This window comes from Bdellovibrionales bacterium (assembly GCA_018266295.1).
Lineage (GTDB): Bacteria > Bdellovibrionota > Bdellovibrionia > Bdellovibrionales > Bdellovibrionaceae > JACMRP01.
This window is the reverse complement of sequence record JAFEAQ010000004.1, coordinates 309,036-331,159: the sequence shown is the minus strand read 5'-3', so window position 1 is coordinate 331,159 and position 22,124 is coordinate 309,036. Positions and strand designations below refer to the sequence as shown.

Annotated in this window: 21 protein-coding genes; 5 read left to right on the top strand and 16 right to left on the bottom strand. The window is 47.2% G+C overall.

What is annotated here, in order from left to right:
- Positions 1-136 precede the first annotated feature (136 nt).
- The 6 genes from JSU04_01970 to hemW all read right to left on the bottom strand — a co-directional run bounded on the left by JSU04_01970 (position 137) and on the right by hemW (position 5,650).
- Positions 137-496 (bottom strand): TraR/DksA family transcriptional regulator, encoded by a 360-nt coding sequence (locus JSU04_01970; GenBank protein MBS1969041.1) that lies wholly within the window; start codon positions 494-496, stop codon positions 137-139.
- A gap of 178 nt (positions 497-674) precedes the next feature.
- Complete coding sequence (locus JSU04_01965) at positions 675-1,049, bottom strand: TraR/DksA family transcriptional regulator (protein ID MBS1969040.1); 375 nt, start codon at positions 1,047-1,049, stop codon at positions 675-677.
- An 87-nt stretch (positions 1,050-1,136) separates the two neighbouring features.
- Positions 1,137-2,849: a penicillin-binding protein activator gene (locus tag JSU04_01960; protein MBS1969039.1), complete on the bottom strand. Its 1,713-nt coding sequence runs from the start codon at positions 2,847-2,849 to the stop codon at positions 1,137-1,139.
- Complete coding sequence (locus JSU04_01955; protein MBS1969038.1) at positions 2,846-3,859, bottom strand: DnaJ domain-containing protein; 1,014 nt, start codon at positions 3,857-3,859, stop codon at positions 2,846-2,848. The genes JSU04_01960 and JSU04_01955 overlap by 4 nt, the downstream gene beginning before the upstream one ends.
- A gap of 14 nt (positions 3,860-3,873) precedes the next feature.
- A complete protein-coding gene (gene grpE, locus JSU04_01950; protein ID MBS1969037.1) occupies positions 3,874-4,401 on the bottom strand; it encodes a nucleotide exchange factor GrpE in 528 nt (175 codons plus the stop codon).
- 73 nt (positions 4,402-4,474) lie between these two features.
- Positions 4,475-5,650, bottom strand: coding sequence for a radical SAM family heme chaperone HemW (gene hemW, locus JSU04_01945; protein ID MBS1969036.1), 1,176 nt, complete (start codon positions 5,648-5,650; stop codon positions 4,475-4,477).
- A gap of 18 nt (positions 5,651-5,668) precedes the next feature.
- Between hemW and JSU04_01940 the strand changes: the two genes are divergently transcribed.
- From JSU04_01940 to JSU04_01920, 5 genes are all read left to right on the top strand, one after another.
- Positions 5,669-8,269 carry an insulinase family protein gene (locus tag JSU04_01940; protein MBS1969035.1) on the top strand — a complete coding sequence of 867 codons (2,601 nt, stop codon included), beginning with the start codon at positions 5,669-5,671 and terminating at the stop codon, positions 8,267-8,269.
- Between the two features lie 78 nt (positions 8,270-8,347).
- Entirely contained in the window at positions 8,348-8,992 is a 645-nt protein-coding gene (locus tag JSU04_01935; protein MBS1969034.1) for a hypothetical protein, read from the top strand.
- Positions 8,993-9,031: 39 nt separating this feature from the next.
- A complete protein-coding gene (locus JSU04_01930; GenBank protein MBS1969033.1) occupies positions 9,032-9,358 on the top strand; it encodes a twin-arginine translocase TatA/TatE family subunit in 327 nt (108 codons plus the stop codon).
- Positions 9,355-10,119 carry a twin-arginine translocase subunit TatC gene (gene tatC, locus JSU04_01925; GenBank protein ID MBS1969032.1) on the top strand — a complete coding sequence of 255 codons (765 nt, stop codon included), beginning with the start codon at positions 9,355-9,357 and terminating at the stop codon, positions 10,117-10,119. The genes JSU04_01930 and tatC overlap by 4 nt, the downstream gene beginning before the upstream one ends.
- Positions 10,120-10,203: 84 nt before the next feature.
- Positions 10,204-11,181, top strand: coding sequence for a hypothetical protein (locus tag JSU04_01920; GenBank protein ID MBS1969031.1), 978 nt, complete (start codon positions 10,204-10,206; stop codon positions 11,179-11,181).
- 2 nt (positions 11,182-11,183) lie between these two features.
- On the opposite strand, the gene JSU04_01915 is transcribed toward JSU04_01920, so the two are convergent.
- From JSU04_01915 to deoC, 10 genes are all read right to left on the bottom strand, one after another.
- Positions 11,184-12,155 carry a TerC family protein gene (locus tag JSU04_01915; GenBank protein ID MBS1969030.1) on the bottom strand — a complete coding sequence of 324 codons (972 nt, stop codon included), beginning with the start codon at positions 12,153-12,155 and terminating at the stop codon, positions 11,184-11,186.
- 20 nt (positions 12,156-12,175) lie between these two features.
- Complete coding sequence (locus tag JSU04_01910) at positions 12,176-12,706, bottom strand: acetyl-CoA carboxylase biotin carboxyl carrier protein subunit (protein ID MBS1969029.1); 531 nt, start codon at positions 12,704-12,706, stop codon at positions 12,176-12,178.
- A 2-nt stretch (positions 12,707-12,708) separates the two neighbouring features.
- The gene (accC, locus tag JSU04_01905; protein ID MBS1969028.1) at positions 12,709-14,214 is read right to left on the bottom strand and encodes an acetyl-CoA carboxylase biotin carboxylase subunit; all 1,506 of its coding nucleotides are present in this window, start codon (positions 14,212-14,214) and stop codon (positions 12,709-12,711) included.
- Between the two features lie 9 nt (positions 14,215-14,223).
- Complete coding sequence (locus JSU04_01900) at positions 14,224-15,786, bottom strand: methylmalonyl-CoA carboxyltransferase (GenBank protein MBS1969027.1); 1,563 nt, start codon at positions 15,784-15,786, stop codon at positions 14,224-14,226.
- An 18-nt stretch (positions 15,787-15,804) separates the two neighbouring features.
- Complete coding sequence (gene asnS, locus JSU04_01895) at positions 15,805-17,094, bottom strand: asparagine--tRNA ligase (protein MBS1969026.1); 1,290 nt, start codon at positions 17,092-17,094, stop codon at positions 15,805-15,807.
- 103 nt (positions 17,095-17,197) lie between these two features.
- Positions 17,198-18,448, bottom strand: a complete 1,251-nt coding sequence (locus JSU04_01890; protein MBS1969025.1) for a S8 family serine peptidase — start codon at positions 18,446-18,448, stop codon at positions 17,198-17,200.
- Between the two features lie 130 nt (positions 18,449-18,578).
- On the bottom strand, positions 18,579-19,244 hold the full coding sequence (locus JSU04_01885; GenBank protein ID MBS1969024.1) for a hypothetical protein: 666 nt from the start codon (positions 19,242-19,244) through the stop codon (positions 18,579-18,581).
- A 12-nt stretch (positions 19,245-19,256) separates the two neighbouring features.
- The gene (locus JSU04_01880; GenBank protein MBS1969023.1) at positions 19,257-20,072 is read right to left on the bottom strand and encodes a purine-nucleoside phosphorylase; all 816 of its coding nucleotides are present in this window, start codon (positions 20,070-20,072) and stop codon (positions 19,257-19,259) included.
- A gap of 8 nt (positions 20,073-20,080) precedes the next feature.
- A complete protein-coding gene (locus tag JSU04_01875; protein MBS1969022.1) occupies positions 20,081-21,382 on the bottom strand; it encodes a thymidine phosphorylase in 1,302 nt (433 codons plus the stop codon).
- The gene (deoC, locus tag JSU04_01870) at positions 21,382-22,047 is read right to left on the bottom strand and encodes a deoxyribose-phosphate aldolase (protein ID MBS1969021.1); all 666 of its coding nucleotides are present in this window, start codon (positions 22,045-22,047) and stop codon (positions 21,382-21,384) included. The genes JSU04_01875 and deoC overlap by 1 nt, the downstream gene beginning before the upstream one ends.
- Positions 22,048-22,124: the final 77 nt, after the last annotated feature.

Here is a 22,124-nt window from a genome sequence, read left to right as displayed (position 1 = left end):
GTGTTTCTGTCTGAAATACTTGTCGGAGCAGCTTTAAAAAGGCTTTAAGGAAAAAACGGCTAGATCTATGGAAAATCAGTAAAATCAAGACTGACATCCATGTCAGAAGTCCTCATCCAATGAGAGCTAAACAGGTCTATTGTTGGTAGGAATTACGTAGATCCTCTTGGTCCTCCATGCACTCAATGCACATAGTGGTAAAAGGTCTAGCTTGAAGACGTCGAGGATTGATGGAACCGCCGCAACATTCACACTGGCCGTAAGTCCCTTCGGAAATTTTTCCGAGAGCACGCTCAATCATGAATAATGAAGTGCGATCTCTTTCATGCAAATGAATAGAGATGTTGTTTGATAAATCTATGGAAGCAGCCTCGGCCTCATCGGATACCGTGACAGTCTTGGACTGCTCTTGCTTAAACTCGCTCGTTTTGTTCAGAATAGCACTCTTCTGTGAAAGGAGAGACTCTCTGATTGCGCTGAGTTCGGTTGAGTTCATCTTTACCCCCTTCGTAAGCTCACTGAATGAATCACTTCAAAACAAAAAACTTAAGGATGATCCTTGGCCGAAAACTGAGTGCATCTTACGAAGGAATGATTTGGTGTCATCAAAAAAAAGTGTAGTGCTAAAACTCTCAGCACAATCCTAACGCCTCGCGAGGGCTTGAAAAGCCCTCCTAGCGCGCGAACTTGCGTGTCATAGCTTCTTGAATTTCAGCACCTTCAATGCTGAGACGAGTCCATGGCACTGCGAAAAGACGTTCTGTTTCGATTGGTTCTTCGGTTTCTTCACAGATTCCGTAAGTGCCATTCTCAATACGTGCAAGCGCTTGGTCTATTTCGATGAGCTGTGTGCGCATTCTTTCTTGCGCAATGAGAAAATGATTTTCGGCAAGTTGAGCAACGGTTTGATCAACCTCGTCACCACTGCTTTTCTCAACATGCCCAAAGTCGAGTTGTGCCATACGAACACGATTGAGCAAATCTTGTCTCATCGAGATCAATTTTTTTCTGCACTCTGCGATTGTTTGTGGTGATAAATGCGTGTTCATAAGGCCCCCTCTCTAATGATTCAGTGTGTTCATTCACACTGTTGAGGACTAGGACAGTCGCTCCTAGGGGGCCGGTTAGCGGAAAAATTATTTTTGAATTTTTAATGGAACAACTTCGCCTTTTTCAAGCGTCAGTGCCATTAAAGGGCGTTGAACTTCGCGATCCTGAGTCATATTCAGGGTGCCTAATGCGCCTGGAAATTTTTTCAACGAGCTCAGCTCACGAGTCAAAGACTCACGCGTAGCCGCACCTTGAGCGACCAGCTGACGTAAAATCAAAGCGGAGTCATAGGCTTGGATTTCAATCAGGGAAGGCTCTTCGTTATAGAGCGCTTTATACTCCTGAACGAAGCGGGAATGAGTCGCCGTCGCAGGGAGGAAGCTATCTACAAAAATAAGGTTATTAACGAAGTTCCCGGCACGTTTAGCTAGGCCTGGGGTATTCCATAGGTTGGTCCCCATGAGCTTTACGCCCTTAACGCCTGAGAACGAAAGGAAGGCGGCGATTTGACCCATAGCCTTTGCGCTGTCTGGAATAAATACAGCATCAAAATCTGTAATGGGTGGTAAAACTTCTTCTTCGTGAGAGGTCCGGACGGATTTCTTTTTCTTGTCAGAGTCTTCACTCATTTTAGCGAGACGGGCTTTGTACTCATCTACGCGGCCTTCAATGTAGTAAGTGCCGACAAGACGTTGAATCACATAACGGAAGTCTGTTTCTTTTGGATTGTAAACCTGTGCAGAAGCAATCGTTCCACCACGTGCAAGGACTTCATCCCAGAATAAGTTTGTGTACTCAATGCCGTAAGGATCGTTTGGATAAACGATGGCGAAACGTTTCATCCCGTAGTCTTCCATCGCGGTGCGAACGAGATAACGTACCTGCATTTCGCTCGTTAGTGCGTTACGGAAAACAGTTGGGCCGAGCTCAGTCAAACCGGACTTTTGTGAAAGACCGATGGTGGGAACACCCAACTCATCTGCTTTAGAGGCCACGGCTGGAGCGGTTTTGCTGAGAAGGCTACCGACAATTGCGATCGCATTATCTTCTTTTACCAGGCGTTCCACGCCACGGCGTGCGTTGTCGGGATTGCCTTCGCTATCCATGACAGCCAGACGGAAGCCCGAGCCTGGGTTGTTGAGGCCTAGACCCATTTCTACGCCACGCAAAGCTTTTTGACCAACCGAGGCGGCTTTGCCCGTCAAAGGAAGAACCACACCGATAGTTTTAGATTCTACAAATTTGCTGCTTTCAAGTTGAGATAAAATATCCTGAGCGCGAAGAGCAAGATCACTGCCCGGTAAGAACTCGCCAACGTTTGAGAAGTACTTTCTAGCGCGCTCTTTGTCGCGGTCTTCAAGCGACATTTCACCCAAACGGAAAAGAGCGTAACCGCGAGCAAAGCCAAAATCAGAATCGCGCGCGACTTTTTCAAGTTGCTCTTGATTCAATTTGCCTTCAACGATTTCAACACTTTTGAGTCTGAAAGATTCTTGTTCTTGAGGAGTGGTTGCGCTGACAGAAAAGTTCACGCTCTCTTTAAGGGCTTGCATATAATCGCCGGCTGCTTCGAGCTCACGCACACGCGCAGCGTTTGTGCGTTGCTGCTGCGGAAGCTGCTGGCCCATGCCGCCGACCTGCTTTCCGCCTGGAGCAGGCACCTGTGTCATCACCGGCATTTGGCCTGGGCGACCTTTTTGCGGTGGTTGCTGTTGGCCTTGAAGTTCCGGTCTTTTGGTTTGCACACCGGCACACGCTGCCAAGCTCAGCGCAGAGAGAATTAGAAATCCTTTTCTCATTTTTTATTCCTCATGATGTTTGCTGCCTTCTCTTTAAAGGCCTTTACCAACGGCGTTTCATCGCCGGCTTTCGAAAGTTCTTCGAGCAGTTCTTTTTGTCGATTACTAATTTTCTCTGGCGTATCGACAATCAGGCGAACCATCATGTCTCCGGAACCAAAACCACCGATTTTAGGGAATCCTTTGCCCTTTAACCGGAAGGTCTGTCCTGTGTGCGTTCCCGGAGGAATACGAATCACCGCTTTGCCAGACAAAGTCGGGATTTCCACAGAAGTCCCAAGAATAGCATCCGTGTAAGTGACAGGAAGATCCATCAGGATATCGTTTTCCTGGCGCTTAAATAGCGGATGGTCTTGGATTTTGATTATGACATACAGATCGCCGGCAGCGCCGCCGCCAGCAGGACTATCGCCCTCGCCTGCGAGCTTCAGACGTTGGTCCTCTTTTACGCCGGCAGGAACATTGACCGCGAGCTTTGCAGTTTCGTCTTTGCCATTGCGCTGACGAACAAAGCTGATCACTTTCTCTGTGCCGAGAGCAGATTCTTCAAAGGCGATATTCAAAGTATAACGAAGGTCGGACCCTTTTTGCTGACGACGGCGAGGACCACCAGTGCCAGCACCAGGGCCGCCACTGTAACCGCGAGCTCCGAAGATCTCGCTGAATACGTCGCCGAAAATATCTTGGAATGGATCTTGGCCTTGGCCTGCACCGCCGCCACCACCGCCGAATCCGCCAAAGCCACCGGCGCCCCCAAAAGGACCGCCAGCTCCACCGAATCCACCTTGTGCGCCGGCATGACCGAATTGGTCATACATCTCGCGCTTTTTGGGATCGCTGAGCACTTCGTAAGCTTCAGAGAATTCTTTAAACTTTTCTTCAGCCTTTTTATCGCCGGGATTTTTATCCGGGTGATATTGCATCGCGAGCTTGCGGTAAGCTTTTTTGATCTCATCCGCAGTTGCTGAGCGGGCAACGTTTAAAAGTGAATAGTAGTCTTTTTTAGACAAGAGAGAGCTCCTCTTTACTCAGGTTTCTTCGCAACCACCACTTGAGCAGGGCGAATCACCTTGTCGTGAAGTTTGTACGCTTTTTTGAAAACGCGGGCGACATGGCCCGGAGGAACATCATTTGTTGGCTCGGAACTGAGAGCCTCCATGAAGTTCGGGTCGAAGGCAGTGCCCTCACACTTAACCTCGGTGACGCCATTGCGCTGAAGAACGGCCTTCAATTCGCTGGCCGTCATCTCCACACCTTGAACAAAATTATTAAAAGATTCCGGAGTGACTTTGGTTTGTAGTGCGCGCTCAAAGTTATCTACAACACCAAGAACGTCGTTCACGATGCGCTCAGAACCATACTTCAAAGCCTCAGAACGTTCTTTAATTGCGTTGCGTTTGTAATTTTCAAATTCCGCACGCAGATAAAGATAATCATTTTTGTATTTTTCGCTTTGCTCCTGAAGTTTTTTGATCTCAGAAGAAACGTCAAAAGAAGTGGCTCCATCAGAAGCTGGTTTATCGTTTTGATCCGCTGGATTTTGATCAGACACAAGAGACTCCTTTAAGTACAATATACATCAAACTAAGATTGTGTACTCATTGGGAAAAGTCAATGTGACAGAGCTAAATCTCGTCCTCTAAAAACGTCAATTGAGCGAAGATTTGGTTGCTGATAAGAACGCCCTCTTTTGTCAGGGACCAATGCCCATTGTCATTGATCTGGAGCCAATTATGAGTCTGTAAACGACGCAGAATTTTCAGCACTTTGTCAGCGGTTTCTGTGGAAAACTTGGTGGTTAACTTGACCGGATCAAGGCCACTCAACATACGCAAAGAAGTATGACAGAAATCCGTCAATGATTGATGTTTATCGAGGCGTTCATACTGGGTGTCAGGCAACTGACTGTCGGGACTTGTGAATGCCTTCCCAGTTTGTGACAGGATCTGTTTTTCATACTCGTTAATATTCGAAAGATTCCAATAACGAAGGCCCCAAGGTGCGTTCTTAGAGTAAGAGTGCGCACTGAGTCCCAATCCCCAATACTCTTCATCTGCCCAGTAGAGAACGTTATGGCGAGATTCGTAGCCGGGCAGGCTGAAGTTCGAGATTTCGTATTGATGGAAGCCACGAGACTGCAATCTTTCAGAAATAATCTCAAACATCGAGACCTGATCGTCTTCAATCGGTCGGCCTTTTGACAAGGGATGCCCCTCAGGCACGGTTAGGCAATAGGGGCTGATGTGTTTTGCACCTTGCTCAATTGCAATATCAACGTCGCGCTGAAGACCTTCGACAGTTTGTGAAGGCAGGGCGAAAAGAATATCGAAGCTGAAATTCAAATTGTGCTTACGCAGAAGAGCTAGGGTATCCAACGTCTGCTGAGCATTGTGTTCGCGATGAACCATCTTTAGCAAACGGTCGTCAAAGGTCTGAGCGCCGACACTAAAGCGGTTGACGCCCGCGCTAAGGTACATGGCGAGTTTCTTTTCGTCCACAGTAGCTGGGTTGATCTCGATCGTGATTTCGGTTTGAGGTCCAGTCGTGAAGCCGTGCTTTGCGAGTTCTTGAATAATGGCTACAATAAGCTCTGAAGGAATAAGGCTGGGCGTGCCTCCACCGAAGTACAAAGTATCAAGTGGGCGAGCTGGGTAGTAGGCCTTCTTTTGGCGGATTTCTTCAAAGAGAAGTTCGACATACTTCTGCGGCGGCAGGATTTTAAACTGCTCATAGGTCGCAAAGTCGCAATACGTGCAACGCTGGATACAGTAGGGAATGTGAACGTAAATTCCAAAACTCATAGGAGCACTACTTAGGTTATGTCTAAAAAATTTCAACTAAAAAACGGCCTTAAAGTACTTTTGTTAGAATCTCATAAGTCTCCGGTGATTTCAGTACAAATGTGGGTGAAAACCGGAAGCGCCGATGAAAAAAAGACTGAAGAAGGCATTAGTCACTTTATCGAGCATTTGGTCTTTAAAGGCACTCGTAAATACAAAGTGGGCGAAATCGCATCGGTGGTGGAGGCCTCTGGCGGGGAACTCAATGCCTATACGTCTTTTGACCAAACGGTTTTCTATGTAACTATTTCGAAGCAGTTTGCAGATGTGGGTTTGGACGTGATCAGTGAGATGATGGGCTTCCCGACATTTGACCCGCAGGAAATTGATAATGAGCGCGAAGTCGTTATCGAAGAAATCAAACGTGGCCAAGACAGCCTAAGCCGTGCGGGCAGCCAAATGATGTTTTCAAGCGTCTTTAAGGGACATCCATATGCAATCCCCGTAATTGGTTACGATAAAAACGTTCGTAAGTTTTCAGCTAAGAAAATCGCAGACTTCTTTCACTCGCGTTACGTTCCGCGCAATATGTTCCTCGTTATTTCCGGTGACTTTGAATCGGCGGAAATGAAAAAGAAAGTGCAAAAGTACTTTGGCGACTTCAAAGACTACAAATTACGCCGTTCGACTCGACCGAAAATTAAGCCAGTAAAGAAAAACCAAATCAAAGTTCAAGAGTCGACGTTTGAGCAAACAGTGGCCTATCTTGCTTGGCCGGCACCGAATGTTAAACACAAAGACGTACCGGCATTAGAGGTTATGAGTTTGATTCTGGGCCAGGGTGACAGCTCGCGCTTAATGCATTCATTGCGGCTGGAAAAGCCACTGACAAACTCCGTGGGATCTTATGCGTTTACTCCGCAAGATGCTGGAGTTCTTGCCGTTTCTATGGGCCTTGATAATGTGAACTTCGAAGAGTCTCTGACGAAAATTCGTGAGCACATCGTTGAAATCGTGAACAACCCGCCAAGTGCCGCCGAGATGCAAAAAGCCGTGACGAACTTAGCGAGTGAGCAAATTTATTCACTTGAAACAGTGGATGGAATTGCCCGCAAAGCCGGAACGCTTGAGTTTTATATGGGCGATCACGAGTATTTTAAGAAATACCTTAAACAGATCTATGCCCTGAAGCCTGAAGACATCTCGAAGGTTGCGAAAAAATATTTCACGGCGGATCAGTTGAGTATTTGTGTGTTGACGAAAACAGACGTCAAAAAAGTTGAAAAAATCTGCCAGCAGTTTGCTAAAGATTTAAAAAACTCGTTAAAAGCCAAGCCTGCTAAAAAAGCAAAGCCAGTGAAGTTTACGCCGAAAAAGCTGTCCCTAAAATCCAGCGGGGGAGCCGCGACCGACGTTGAAGAAGTCACAATTGCGCCAGGAGTGACTGTTCTATTTAAGGCTCAGAAAGAAACGCCGACAGTCTCTGTCCGTGCGGGTTTCCTGGGCGGTTTGCGTGCTGAACCAGAATCGCAAGCGGGTTTGACTGAGATGTTCTCGCGCGCGTGGACAGGTGGCGGCAAGAAGTTCAATGAAACTGAGCTCAATCTGAAAATCGACGAAATGGCCGCGGGCCTGGGCGCTTTCTCGGGCCGAAATTCTGTCGGCGTGAGCATGGATTATCTTTCTGTCTATGAGAAGCCGATGTTTGAAGTTTTCTCAGACGTGTTGGCAGCGCCACTGTTCCCGTCTGAGGTGATTGAACGTGAAAAGCAAATTCTGAAAAATCAGATCAAGTCTCGCAATGACAACCCGTCGCAGATTGCGATACTGCAGTTTATGAAGACACTTTTTAGTGGTCATCCATATGCTCGCGATATGATGGGCACGCAAGAAAGTATTTCACAAATTCAGACCGACGCGCTTCGCGCGTATTATGAAAAAATCGTAGCGTCCCGCAACTTCACTATTTCAGTCGTGGGTGATTTCGATAAATCGTTCTGGATGGAAAGTCTTAAAAAGCTGGCTTCTGAACTGCCGAAGGGCGAGAAGTTTGAAAGCACGTTCTCGCTCGATCCTATCAAGCAAGAACATTACCTCTATCAAGAATCTAAAAAAGAGCAAAGTCACGTGGTTATGGGTGTTCGTGGCTTAACCATCACCGATGAAGAACGCTATCAATTGGAAGTGATCCAATCGATTTTGTCGGGCCAGGGCGGCAGACTCTTCATTGAACTTCGCGATAAAAACTCACTCGCATACTCTGTAGCACCTATGCGTATGGAAGGGCTCGAGGCCGGATACTTCGGTGCGTACATCGGCTGTTCGCCTGAAAAAGTGAAAAAAGCGATTGCAATGATGAAGGAAGAATTCCGTAAGCTCATCGAAACAAAAGTCCCTGAGCAGGAACTGTTGCGTGCCCAAAGATACATCGTTGGGCGCCATGATATTGACCTCCAAAGAAAGAGTGCGATCAGTAACAGCATTCTTTTCGACCGTATTTACGGGCTAGATCCACGCGAAGGTCTAGATGTTGCCGATAAGTACTTCGCCGTGAAAGCCGCGGATTTACAGGCTTTGGCGGAAAGACTCTTTAAGCAGCATTTCGTGATCAGCGTGGTAGGACCACAAAATCCGTTTTAAGCCCTAGGTCTTGGCTCGTTTTGAGAATTTGGCGCCGTTCCAAAATAATCTGATATAATGAAAGTCAGAGGATAAAGCGTGTCTCAAAAAGAGTCGAAACAACAGAACGCAGGTGCTGAACTTTTCGTATCTCCGGGGGATTTTTTTAAGGATCTCGTGCGGCAGGGTTTTGCTCAACGCAAGTTGGAAACTTATCCCCATGTCGAGACTTACCTTGTTGATCTCCTTCAGTATTACCTTGATGCCAAGAATCTCTTTGATCCTGACTATGATGAACAAGGCCGCAAGGTTCCTAAAACTTTAGCGGAAATGTACCTTCACGCCAACAACGCTCAAGACCAAATTGTGAAGGTGGAGTTGCTTAAAAAGTTAGGTGATCGCTCACTCTATATGAGTGGGTTTTTTGGCGACTCCCTTCAGCGTAAAATTGTGGATGTGGATTACTACGTGAATATGGGCGGAGTCGCGTATGCGACACTGGCAACATGTGTGCGCGAGGACACCACAGCCAAGGTCTACTCAACTATTTCTCGTCGCTTTATTGATTTCGTGGACGTGCTAACCTATATCAGCCATAGCTCCCTTATTAAGAGCAACGAGAGTGTTCTGCGGCTATACGACCGCTATATGACGACCGGCTCTGAGCTGGCGCGCGAAAAATTGACGGAAATGGGCGTTCTTCCTATGACCCAGGACCAAGCCAAAAGAGGCCGTCAGTATTAAACGCGTGACTGCGCCGGGCCCTTTCGCTATGTTAAAATCATGCTAGGTTTGAGTTTGCCGGAAATTATATTTTTAGCCATCTTGGCTCTCGTGGTGATTGGTCCAAAACAATTGCCAGAGGTTGCAAGAACTCTTGGTCGCTTGCTCAATGAGCTTCGCCGCGCTTCAAATTCTTTTAGTGAAGAACTTCGTGCTCAAGTAAAAATCGACCCAATTCGCCTCGAAGATAAGCCTGAACAAAAAGCTCACAAACCAAATGAAGGTGGCAATTACGCTCCCTCTGAGCCTTTTGCCAAAGACGAAGCAATCCAAGAGGTCAAAGAAGAGGCCAAACCTGCCGATTCTTCTGAAACGAAAAAATCATGATTGAAACCAACGATCAACGCGACGAAAAGTATCAAAGTCTTGTAGAGCATCTGAGTGAGCTTCGCGTTCGTATCATGTATGCCGGCTATGCACTTATTATTGCTACAGGCATTTGCTATGGTTTCAGTGAGAAGATTTTTAACTTCGTTCGCTTGCCGATTGCTCCTTATTTGCCGACAGGCGGTTTGGTGTTTACAGCACCAATGGATAAATTCATTGCGCATTTAAAAATCTCTTTTGTGTGCGGTGTGATTATTTCTTGTCCATTCTGGCTTTACCAAGTTTGGTTGTTCGTTGCTCCGGGTCTTTACTCTAAAGAAAAAAAGTACGCTGTTGGATTCATCGGTGCAGGTTCAGGCCTCTTCATGCTGGGCACGGCGTTTTCTTATTACGTCGTTTTACCAATGGCTTTTCACTTTTTGATGACCTACGGAGGCGATGTCGACAAACCGATGATCACGATTGATCACTATTTGGGCTTCTTCACTCAAATGTGTTTGGTTTTCGGTGCGGCGTTTGAGCTCCCGTTGATATTGATCATCTTGGGCCTGATGGGTGTTGTTACGCAAAAATTCCTGCGTGATAAACGACGTTATGCGATTATGACTCTGGCGGTGGCTGCGGCGATTATCACTCCACCTGATTTGCTCAGCATGATCATGATGTTGGTACCTATGATTGTGTTATATGAAATTGCCGTGTTCTTTGTCGGTTTCTTTGAGAAGAAAAAAGCCCTCGCGGCAGTTAACGAACGGGAATAATAAATTCCCTTTTGCTGAATTCATCTCAACAAATTCAAATACATTTTGCATTCCTTCTCTAAGCTTTTTAGCGGGGAGGGGATTATGGACAATCTTCGAAAGTTATTATTGTTACTTGCCATCGTGGTGACTGCATCTCAGGCAAAAGCAACTTTGTACGAAAGGGATTTCACCAGCATGGGCCGAGATTATCTGAAAAGTCTTGGCCGACTCGATACAGACAGGTTAGACCGTCTACCGGCCGCCCAAAGAGATAGATGTGTCAGTCGATACAATCGGATGATCAACGACGGAGTTCTCGATATCCGCATAATCATGGGCTACTTCGATTGGACAACCGGCACAGAAGTAAACAAGGATGGCACAAATTACGGCTATAGTCCATCGATCGATCCTGGCGCGTATCAGGCAGTGCGAGGTATTCTAACCGGAAGATGCCCTGGCGATGCTGAGTTCTGCGGGTTCAACCAAGACAGCACCTATCAGTTCACAAAACGAGTTAACATTCAGGGTAAGAGCGTTCTTGCGAAAATTCAGATGTACTACCCTTCGGTGTCTGAGTACTACAGTGCAAATATCGGTAGATATGCTGGCGAACAAGCGGATCGTTCCGCGGCATCACAAGCCCAGTTCCGGGATGCGCTTCAAAATGCGGATGTTGTTTTCTATTTTGGACATTCTCGCAATGGTGGCGGGCCTGATTTCAATCCGCCGATTCTGATTAAGGGAACGAACAAAGTAAATTACAACGGTTACTATAAACCGAATCGCCCGGGCTTAAAGAGAATGATCTCGGGACTGCAAGGCAGTCATAAGCCTTCTATTTTAGGACTCATGTCTTGTGATTCCCGGGATCACTTTCTGTCGAGTCTTAGAAAAGTTGCGCCGAATATGGGCGTAATTACTTCTTTAAATGTGCTTCAGGTCGATGGTGTTTACACAGCAATGATTGGTGCGGGGGACGCGGTTCTTCGTGGCCAATGTCAAACAGGTTTCATGGAATCTATTCGCAGAACGAGCTTTAATGCTAAGAATATCACCATGGACGGTGTGTTTCAGTAGTGCTAATGGCGAGGCTTGATGATCAGGGATGCGATCATCGAGCCGCCAATACAGAGTGCGATGATGATAAGCGACCAGCCGATCGGGAACTTCCCATCATAAAGATCATTGAGCCACACCATCTTTAGCCCCACAAAGACCAGAACGGCGGCGAGGCCATAGCGGAGCAGATGAAACTTCGTGATGACCCCAGCGAGCAGGAAATAAAGAGAACGCAGCCCCAAAATTGCAAAGATATTTGAAGTAAAGACGATCAAAGGTTCTTTCGAAATAGCAAAGATAGCGGGGACTGAGTCGACCGCAAAAACGATGTCTGTCATTTCTAAAAAAACCAACGCAATAAAAAGTGGCGTCGCATAGGTCAGTCCCTCGTGCTTCACAAAGAAATGATCATCTTCAAGGTGATCAGTTACGCGCAGTCGCTGTTTTAGAAACTTAATCAACCAATTCGAGGAAGGGTCTACGTGGACTTCGTTCTTAACGGCCATGCGGACGCCCGTAATGATCAAGAATACTCCAAACAGAATCACGACAGCATGATATTGAATTAGCAAAGTTCCAAGGGCGATAAAAATGGCTCGAAAGACAAGAGCGCCAAGGATCCCGAAAAACAAAACCCGGTGCTGATACTTTGCTGGGATTGCAAAGAAACCAAAGACGACGACGAAAATGAAAATGTTGTCGATCGAGAGTGATTTCTCAATCAGGTAGCCAGCTAAGAACTCCAAAGAGACTTCTTTGGCAATGGCCGGATCATGAAATGTGTCGAGAGAGATATAATAAAGACCGAGATTGAAAAGAAGGGCGAGAGAAATCCAGGTAAGAGACCAGAGCAAGGCTTCTTTGAATCCAACGGTGTGTGAGTGTTTATGAAAGACCCCCAAATCAAGGGCCAACATCCCAATCACAAAACCGACAAAGGCTAAATATAGCCACCAAAACTCTGCAATGGGAAAAAGCAGAGTTTGGTTCAAAGAAACCTCCTAGGGAAAGTTTAAGAAGGCTCCTCGAATTTAATCATAACAGCACCTGTTTCGACGCTATCACCTTGTTTAACGAGGATCTCCTTGATCTTCACGTCACGAGACGCACGCATCTCATTTTCCATTTTCATGGCTTCCATAATAAGAAGTGGCTTATTCGCTTTCACGACATCGCCTTTTTTCGCGAAGATTTCGATGATTTTTCCAGGCATACCGGCCTTGAGTTCTTCATCGCCACCGAAACCGCCACCTTTCTTCAGTGATTCATGCAAGAGCATTTCATCATTGAAGATTTTGATAGTACGGAACGAGTTGCGCGCGAAAACTGTGTACTCAGTATCTTGTCCAACAACATCGATCAAATAAGACTTACCTTCGAAAAGGAAGCTCACGTACTCCTCCGCGAACTTATAATCGTTCTTAGAGATATCGTAGTGCTTCCAGTCTTTACCCTCTTCTTGAAGGGAAATTTTCCAGCTAGATCTTTGCTCGGTGACGTCGACTTTGTACTTGCGGCCTTTAATTTCTGCTTCGAAATACATAATTAAGTCCTCAATTGAAGCTTACGGCCCGTACGCTTCCAGTTAGAAGTAATATTGAGCTGGCGAACGTCTTTCGACTTGCGGTCGTTATACGCCGTAATGGCAGCAGCAATTAAGAACATCGGATCGTCGATCTCTTTAAAGAGTAACGGTTCGATAACTTCGAAGTTCTTTTCGATAAACTGAGTCGTGTAAGAACCATCACGGAATTTCGGATGATCCAAGATCGTCTTGTGAAGAACGATGTTGGTTTTAATTCCCGTTAATACAAACTCAGTCAAAGCACGCTGCATACGATCGATGGCCTCATCACGAGTCTCACCAAAAGTAATCACCTTCGCGATCATTGGATCGTAGAAGATAGGCACTTCGTAACCAGGATAAGCATAAGAGTCGATACGCAAGCCAGGACCTTGTGGGTGACGGCAGGCACGAATCACACCTGGAGATGGTTTGTATGTGATAGGATCTTCCGCACAGATACGCGCTTCAATCGCATGACCCTTCTGGCGGATATCTTCTTGCTTAAAGCTCAGAGGACGGCCGGCAGCTACAAAGATCTGCTCTTTCACCAAGTCGAAACCACATACGATCTCAGTGATCGGATGCTCTACTTGAAGACGTGTATTCATCTCCATGAAGTAGAATTCTTTCGTCTGATTGTCGAAGATGAACTCGATTGTACCAGCACCAACGTAGTTGATTTGCTTAGCCGCGCGAACAGCTGCCGCGCCCATTTTCAAGCGAACTTCGTTCGGAACTGAAGGAGAAGGACACTCTTCGATGATCTTTTGATTACGACGTTGAACAGAGCACTCACGTTCAAATAAGTGAACATGGTTATTGTGTTTATCGCCGAAAACCTGGATCTCGATGTGTTTTGGATCGTTAACGAACTTCTCGATGTAAACAGTCGGGTTTGCGAAGTAGTTCTGACCTTCAGAGCGGCAAGCGCGGTAAGCACTTTCAAGCTCGTCCATCTTACGAACTACGCGCATCCCTTTACCGCCACCGCCGGCGGTCGCCTTGATGATGATCGGAAGGCCGATTCTTTCTGCGATCGAGAGTGCTTCTTCAACTGTCTCAACGCCGCCGTCAGAACCAGGAACTGTCGGAACACCGGCTTTTTTCATCAGAAGCTTCGAAGAGATTTTGTCTCCCATAGCATCGATGTTTTCCGGAGTCGGGCCGATGAAGTTGATTCCTGCATCGACGCAGGCCTTAGCGAAAGTCGTGTTCTCAGAGAGGAAGCCATAACCAGGGTGGACAGCGTCGGCACCGGCAGTTTTAGCGACCTCTAAGATTTTACGATAGTTCAAATAGCTTTCTTTCGAAGGGGATGGGCCGATGTGATAGGCCTCATCCGCCAGGAAGACGTGCAAGCTGTCTCGGTCTGCATCACTGAAGACCGCTACAGAGGTGATTCCTAGCTCGCGGCACGCACGGATAATGCGGATCGCGATTTCCCCTCTGTTTGCGATGAGAATCTTATTAAAAGGCTTCTGCATACCAAACTCCTACAGAGGAATGTTGCCGTGTTTTTTCGCCGGCATAACGTCACGTTTATTTTTAAGCATTTCCAACGAATCAATGATGCGTTTACGAGTCAACGCAGGTTCGATCACTTCGTCCGTGTAGCCAAGCTCTGCAGACACGTATGGATTGCTGAACTTCGCTTCGTATTCAGCCGTCAAGCGTGCGCGCTCAGCTGCTGGATCTTTTGCCTTCGCAATTTCTTCACGGAAGATGATGTTTACCGCACCATCAGCACCCATAACCGCGATTTCCGCAGAAGGGTAGGCGAGATTCACATCAGAACGAAGAAGCTTAGAACCCATAACGATGTAAGCGCCACCGTAAGCCTTGCGAGTGATGACAGTGATTTTTGGAACTGTCGCCTCGGCGTAAGCATAAAGCAACTTCGCACCATGAGTGATAATGCCGTTCCATTCTTGGTCTTTACCAGGCAAGAAGCCCGGAACGTCTACGAAGCTCACAACGGGAATGTTGAAAGAGTCACAGAAGCGGATAAAACGAGCCGCCTTGCGAGACGCTTCGATATTCAAGCAACCAGCCAAGATATTTGGCTGATTCGCAACGATACCAACGCTGCGGCCGTTAAAGCGCGCAAAGCCTACGATCACATTCTGAGCGTAGTGTTTGTGAACTTCCAAGAAGTAACCCTCATCCACGCACTCAGTGATGATATTGAGCATGTCATAAGGTTTCTTAGGGTTGTCTGGAATCAAAGTATTCAAAGCTTCAACCAAGCGATCTGGACGATCTTTGGTTGGCAATGTCGGAGCATCGTCCAAGTTGTTTGAAGGAACGAAGCTCAAAAGCTCACGAATCATAAGCAAGCAGTGCTTGTCATCGTTCGTCGCAAAGTGAGCAACGCCGGACTTCGAAGAGTGAGTGGTTGCGCCACCCAATTCCTCTTTAGTTACTTCTTCGTGAGTTACAGTCTTAATTACATCAGGACCAGTTACGAACATGTAGCTCGTGTTTTTCACCATGAAAACGAAGTCCGTGATAGATGGAGAATAAACCGCACCACCAGCGCATGGGCCCATGATCGCAGTGATTTGCGGAACGAGGCCAGAGCACATTACGTTGCGAGTAAAGATATCAGCGTAACCACCGAGAGCTTCGATACCCTCTTGGATACGAGCGCCGCCGGAGTCATTCAAGCAAATAAAAGGCGCACCGTTTTTCGCTGCGAGATCCATCACTTTGCAGACTTTGTTAGCTTGAGTGCGAGACATTGAGCCGCCAATGACAGTGAAGTCTTGGCTAGAAACGTAAACCAACTTACCATTCACGCGGCCGTAACCAGTGATGATACCGTCGCCAGGAACTGCGGTTTTATCCATACCGAAATTCGTGCAACGATGAGTAACGAAACGATCCATCTCAACGAAGCTGCCTGGATCCAAAAGGATATCTAAGCGCTCACGAGCAGAAAGGCGTCCGCCTTGTTTGTGCTTTGCAACCTTGGCAGCACCGCCACCTTGCATTGCTTGCTCGTTTCTTCTGTCGAGGTCAGCGAGTCTTTGCTGAAGAGTATTTGTTTCTTCCATGTATTCTCCAATAAGAGTTTAAGGATAAGAGCGACCGTACAAGCGAGGGAATGGAATCGTCTCACGAATGTGAGGCAAACCACAGATCCACGCCACTGTTCTTTCAAGGCCCAAGCCGAAACCGCTGCTAGGAACTGAGCCATAGCGACGGACATCGAGGTACCAAGCAAAATCAGCTTCTTTCAAGCCGTGTTCTTTGATTTTACGCAAAAGAGTTTCGATGCTCTCTTCACGCTGACCGCCACCGATCATTTCGCCGTAACCCTCTGTTGCCAAAAGGTCCGAACCCATCGCGTATCCTGGATCTTTCGGATCTTCTTTCATATAGAAAGCTTTCACCGCAGCAGGGTAGTGATGCACGAACACAGGTTTGTCGAATTTTGATGAGATAATGGTTTCGTCAGGTGCGCCGAAGTCGTCGCCCACAACGAAAGCAGGATTTTCTTTCAAGATGATTTCCACAGCTTCTTTGTAGTGAAGCTTAGGGAATGGAGCGATGATCGGAGATAATTTGCTTGTATCGCGCTCAAGCGCCTTCAACTCGTCCGCACGGTTTTTCAAAACACGCTGAACGATGTACTCAACGAATTGCTCCGCGAGCTCCATGTTGTCGTACATGTCGTTGAATGCCACTTCCGGCTCAACCATCCAGAACTCGATCAAGTGACGACGAGTTTTAGATTTCTCTGCGCGGAAAGTAGGACCGAAGCAATACACTTTACCGAAGGCACGCGCCGTTGCTTCCATGTAGAGCTGACCTGATTGTGACAAGTAAGCTTTTTCGTCGAAGTACTGAGTTTCGAAAAGATTCGAAGTTCCTTCACACGCAGCCGGAGTAAAGATCGGAGCGTCTGTCAGAGTGAAGCCTTTGCCGTCAAAGAAATCGCGAATAGCCGCGATAATCTCCGCACGGACGCGCAAAATCGCGTGTTGGCGTTTTGAACGGATCCACAAGTGACGGTTGTCCATCAAGAAGTCTGTGCCGTGCTCTTTCGGAGTGATTGGATAACCCTCAGCTTTGCCGAGAATTTCTGCTTCACTCACGCCGATTTCGAATTCACCTTTGCGCTTAGGATGTTCACGAACCACGCCGACAACGCGAACGGAACTTTCTTGCGACATTTGGTCAAACAACGCATAGGCGGCGTCGCCGCAATCAGCTTGGAAGAAGATGCAAGGAACTGTGCCTGTGCCATCGCGAAGTTCAAGAAACTTAACTTTACCAGATGAGCGGGTGTTGTAGACCCAACCTTTGAGCTCTACTTTCTGACCCACATAATCTTTTAGATCAGAGATATAATACCTCATGAGAAACCCTTTCCAAAAGAACTTGAAAGAGGGTTTTTACCATGGGTCGAGGCTGAATCTCACTCGAAATAGTGGACGCGCAGCAATGGCTTACGGCGCTGCGCTAAGGAACCATTTGGCGAAGAGTATCGAGGGCTTTTTTGACGTTCATGCGGCCCATCGTTTGAACTTTAAATTCGTGGGTCGCAGTGACGTCGACGGATTGCATCAAGGCGCTCTTAATCTGTAATGCCGTTGCTTGAGGACGGTCACTCCAGAGGAGAGCCGCGGCGCCAGTAACAAATGGAGCCGCCATGGAGGTTCCGCTCATGTAACCAAGGCGATTTCCCGGCAAAGTACTGAGAATGTCTGCGCCCGGAGCCGCCAAGTGAACCAAACTAAAACCGCTATTTGACCAAGAGGCCATATAGTCCGCCGCCGTCGAAGCCGCGACGGTCAACTGGTTTGGCATGTTGAAAGCGGCAGGGTAGTCCGGAGAATAATCAATATCTGTCCCGTCATTACCCGCGGCAACCACCACAAGGATCCCTTTGTTGTTGAGATCAATGAACGCGTTGCGGAGAGAATCCATGCACGGAGCTCCACCCCAGCTGGCGTTGATGATCTTTGCTCCACGAGAGCTCACATATTGTAGAGCTAAGATCGCGTCACCGATCGAGCCGCCCTTGGCGCTATCGATGAACGGCGCAGGAATCAATTTTGCCTGCGGAGCCATGCCCTTCATGTAACCCTTTGTCGAATCAGCTGCAATGATACCTGAAACGTGGGTTCCGTGTTCGCTCACAGCAGCGCCCGGAGTGGGATCTGAAATAAAGCTATAGCCGGCGTAATCATCAACGAAGCCGTTGCGATCGTCGTCGACACCGTTGCCCGGAACTTCGCCGGTATTGTAAGCAATTCGCGGAGCGATCTGAGTGCCCGTCGTATCGACGAAAGAATCAACCACACCGATGATCACGTTCTGACCGTAAACACCTTGGCTCCAAACGCTGCCGGCTTGAACCATGTTCTGTCCCCAGTAATCGTCGGGGTTCAGATCATTCGTATTTACAGTGCCGGAGTCGGTACTGCGCTCAAACTTCACGATGCGATCGTATTCAACTTTGCGAATTTTATCTAAGTTTGGTTCGAGGAAATCTTTTTTGAAATGATCGAGACTCGCGGCCGTTTCAACCGAGAATTTTCCGTCTTCCCACTGCACGATGTAGCGTGTAGTGAGCGCTTGGCCCGAGCAGCGAGAGCTTGCGTAGTTGCCACTCTCTGGAAAAACCGAAGTCGTCGTTTTTGGGCTGCACGCGGAAATAGAAACAGAGGCAAATGTAAGAGCTATGATCGAGCGAAATCCAACGTCCATGTTGTCTCCCGAGGAACCTTGCTGGTCCCATCAGTGAGACAAGCGAAACGAAGTACCTCGGTTAGCTCATCGGCTGGTTTTGCAAATTATATAGTCTTGAAATGGGTCAACTAGACCTAGGGCGCGGCCTCTAAACGAGGGCCGCTTGCTCAATACAAATCAGGGCGCCGACCTTTTTATTTTTGTAAAGGGGGCCAATATATTTCATATAGAAATCCATCTTGAATTTATCGCGGGAGATAGATTCCACAACTAAGTGTTGTGGGAGCGGACCGCTCACGCCGTTAGGATACTTCCTTTGAAAAAGATCACTGACGAGTTGAACGATGCTTTTGGAAACGGCTTCATCACGGCGGAAAAGTCTCCACCATTGGATACAGAAAAGCTCTTCAATTGTGTAAGAACAAATATCGAAAAACTCGAGGTTGCGGAAAAGCTGAACCTGCTCTTCGTTATAAAGTTCCACAATATCGCCGCTTTCAATGCGATCCAAGAAGTCAGATTGTGGACTCAAACCCAACTTTACAAGCGCCCGCCAAGTAAATTTCTTGCTGTCGCGCAAAGGCTGACCTTCATCAACCTGATCGCGGCAAAGATCATGATAAAAACGCAGGCTTTCAATAGCGACTTTTTTGTCGTGAAGCTCGAGGTTGTCAAAATGAGGGAAGCCTTCTAAGCCTGCCTGAGTTTTTGTACCAGCTTCGTTGAGCATTTTTGCTAAACCTATCGCCAGCGCAATGAACTCGGTTCTTAGCCTTTGTTCTTGCTTCGATGTGTTCTCATTTAAAACCAACATAGATGCCTACCTCTAGATGGACTGAACAAACTCTTTCAAGAAGCCTGTAAATTGCTTCTCAACTTGCTTTGCAGTATCAGTCACTTCTTGGTGAGAAAGTTTCTGACGAGAGATGCCTGCTGCTAAATTCGTAATGCAGCTTAAAGCAGCCACACGCAAACCCAGATGATTTGCCGCGATCACTTCAGGCACCGTGCTCATACCTACTGCTTTGCCGCCAATCAATTTCAAGTAGCGAACTTCTGCCGGCGTTTCGTAAGTAGGACCACTTACGCCGCAGTAGATGCCCTTATGATAGCGGATATTTTGCTTTTGGAACGTTTGTTCCATTTTTTCGATCAGTTTTTTATCATACGCTTCCGTCATATCCGGGAAACGAGGACCCAATTCTTTAATGTTTGGGCCCATGAGTGGGTTTGTGCCCATCAAATTGATGTGGTCTTCAATGATCATGAAATCACCAGCCTGCATTGTTTCACCGAAACCGCCGGCCGAATTTGTAAGAATCAAAGATTCGATACCCAAAAGCGCTAGAGTTCTTGTCGGAAACACAACGGTTTCCATATTGTGGCCTTCGTAGTAGTGATTGCGTCCTTGAAGAACCACCACCTGCTGAGAGCCGACTTTACCAAAGATCAAATTGCCTTGGTGGCCTTCAACCGTTGGGGGCATGAAATAAGGAATTTCGTGATAAGGAATCGTGTGTTCGACTTCGAGCTCTTTAACGAAAGCACCTAGGCCGGAGCCCAATGTAATTCCGACACGTGGCTTGCTGGCAGAGATCGAGCGAATGTATTTTACAGTTTCAGTCAGCTTTTGAAATACCATAGTTTCCTCTAAACAAGAGTTTTAAGTATCAAACTCGGACTTGCCGGTTTTTGCAAGGAGATAGTGACTGAGGATTTGAGCATAGGAACTGCAGATTCTAAGAGCTGTAAATCATCTCCGTGAAGAGTGTAAATAGGCTCTCCTGCCTGAATAGAATCCGATACTTTTGCATGGAACTCAATACCCGCCGTTGGAGCAATCACATCTGTTGTCACTGCACGGCCGGCTTTAATCAAGATACCCGCAACACCGATAGATTCTGTGTTAAATGCACTCACAAAACCGGATTTCTCTGCGGGAATAGTGATTTTGTATTTTGGTTTTGGCAATGCCGATAGGTTCCCGCTGTGGATCGAGCACAGTTCTTCAAATTTTTTATATGCTTTACCGGAAACGAGCATTTCAGTCGCAAGTTTGTAACCATCATCGGCGGTTTTTACTTTTCCAGACATGTGCAGCATATGTGCCGAGAGCCACAAGCTCAGTTCCCGAGTATCATGGTAAAAGCGATGTTCTTTGCCCTGCATGATCTCCACGCACTCTTCCACCTCAAGAGAATTTCCGGCGAAACGGCCGAGCGGCTGATCCATGTTTGTAAGCATTGCCACAACTTTTTTGCCGTAACCTTGAGCAATGCCCATAAGTTTTTTTGCAAGCTCTTCAGCGTCTTCCGGACGCTTCATAAACGCGCCCGAACCGTATTTGACGTCGAGAACAAGGCCATCAATACCTTCGGCGATCTTTTTTGACATGATACTTGCGCAAATCAGCGGCAAGCTTTCAATTGTCGCCGTCACATCGCGAAGAGCATAGATTTTCTTATCGGCAGGACAAATTTCTTTGGTCTGACCGATAAAACAAATTTGATGTTTCGCGATCATTTTTTTAAATGTCTGCAAATCAAGCTGAGTATTAAAACCAGGAATGCTTTCAAGTTTGTCGAGCGTTCCACCGGTATGACCGAGGCCGCGGCCTGAAATCATGGGCACAGCAATTCCTGCTGCGGCCACAACGGGTCCTAAGATCAAACTGGTTTTGTCGCCGACCCCGCCGGTAGAGTGCTTATCAACCTTAAAACCCGGAATATCCGAGAAGTCGACAATCTCGCCCGAGTGAAGCATGGCCTTTGTCAGTGAAAGCGTCTCATCCGCGGTCATGCCTTTAAAGTAAATCGCCATGAGAAGTGCTGACATTTGGTAATCAGGAATGCGTCCGCGAGCATAGCCAAGAATAAATTCTTCGATCTGCTCTGGCGAAAGAGTCCCACCATTACGTTTTGCTTTAATAATTTCTGCTGGAAGGAAAGACATCAGTAAGCTCCAGTAACATTTTGATTTTTAACCAGCTGCACGCCCGAGCTTGTGCCGAGGCGGGTAGCCCCGGCTGCAATCATTGCTTCAGCCGTGGCCTGATCGCGAACGCCGCCGCTGGCTTTAACTTGCAAAGCATCGCCCACAACACTCTTCATCAGTTTCACATCATCAACCGTGGCACCGCCGCCGCCGAATCCGGTACTTGTTTTCACGAAATGCGCTTTAGCTTCTTTGCTGAGCTCGCAAGCTTTGATCTTTTCATTTTGCGTGAGCAGGGAGGTCTCGATGATGACTTTTACAGTGCGGCCTTGAGCGGCTTCAACCACCTTGCGAATGTCTTCGCGAACGTAATCGTAGTTTCCGCCTTTGAGTTCACCAATCTGAATCACCATATCGATTTCATCAGCGCCATTTTCAACAGCCCACTGAGTTTCGAAAGCTTTTGCCGGAGTGCTCATAGCACCCAGAGGAAAGCCGACAACAGCGCAAACTTTTACCTGCGAACTTTTCAACAGAGTTTTACACAGAGGAACAAAGCTTGTGTTCACACAAACGCTAAAGAATTTATTATCGAGAGCCTCTTGGCAGATCTGTCGAACTTGTGCTTCGGTGGTCTCAGGCTTGAGAATTGTATGATCAATGTATGAGGCGAGATTTTTCAAAAGGACCTCCCGGTTTCGCTCATAGGGAGGTTATCGAGTCTTAGCTATAAAGTCAAAAAGCTAGCAAGTTTTATAGA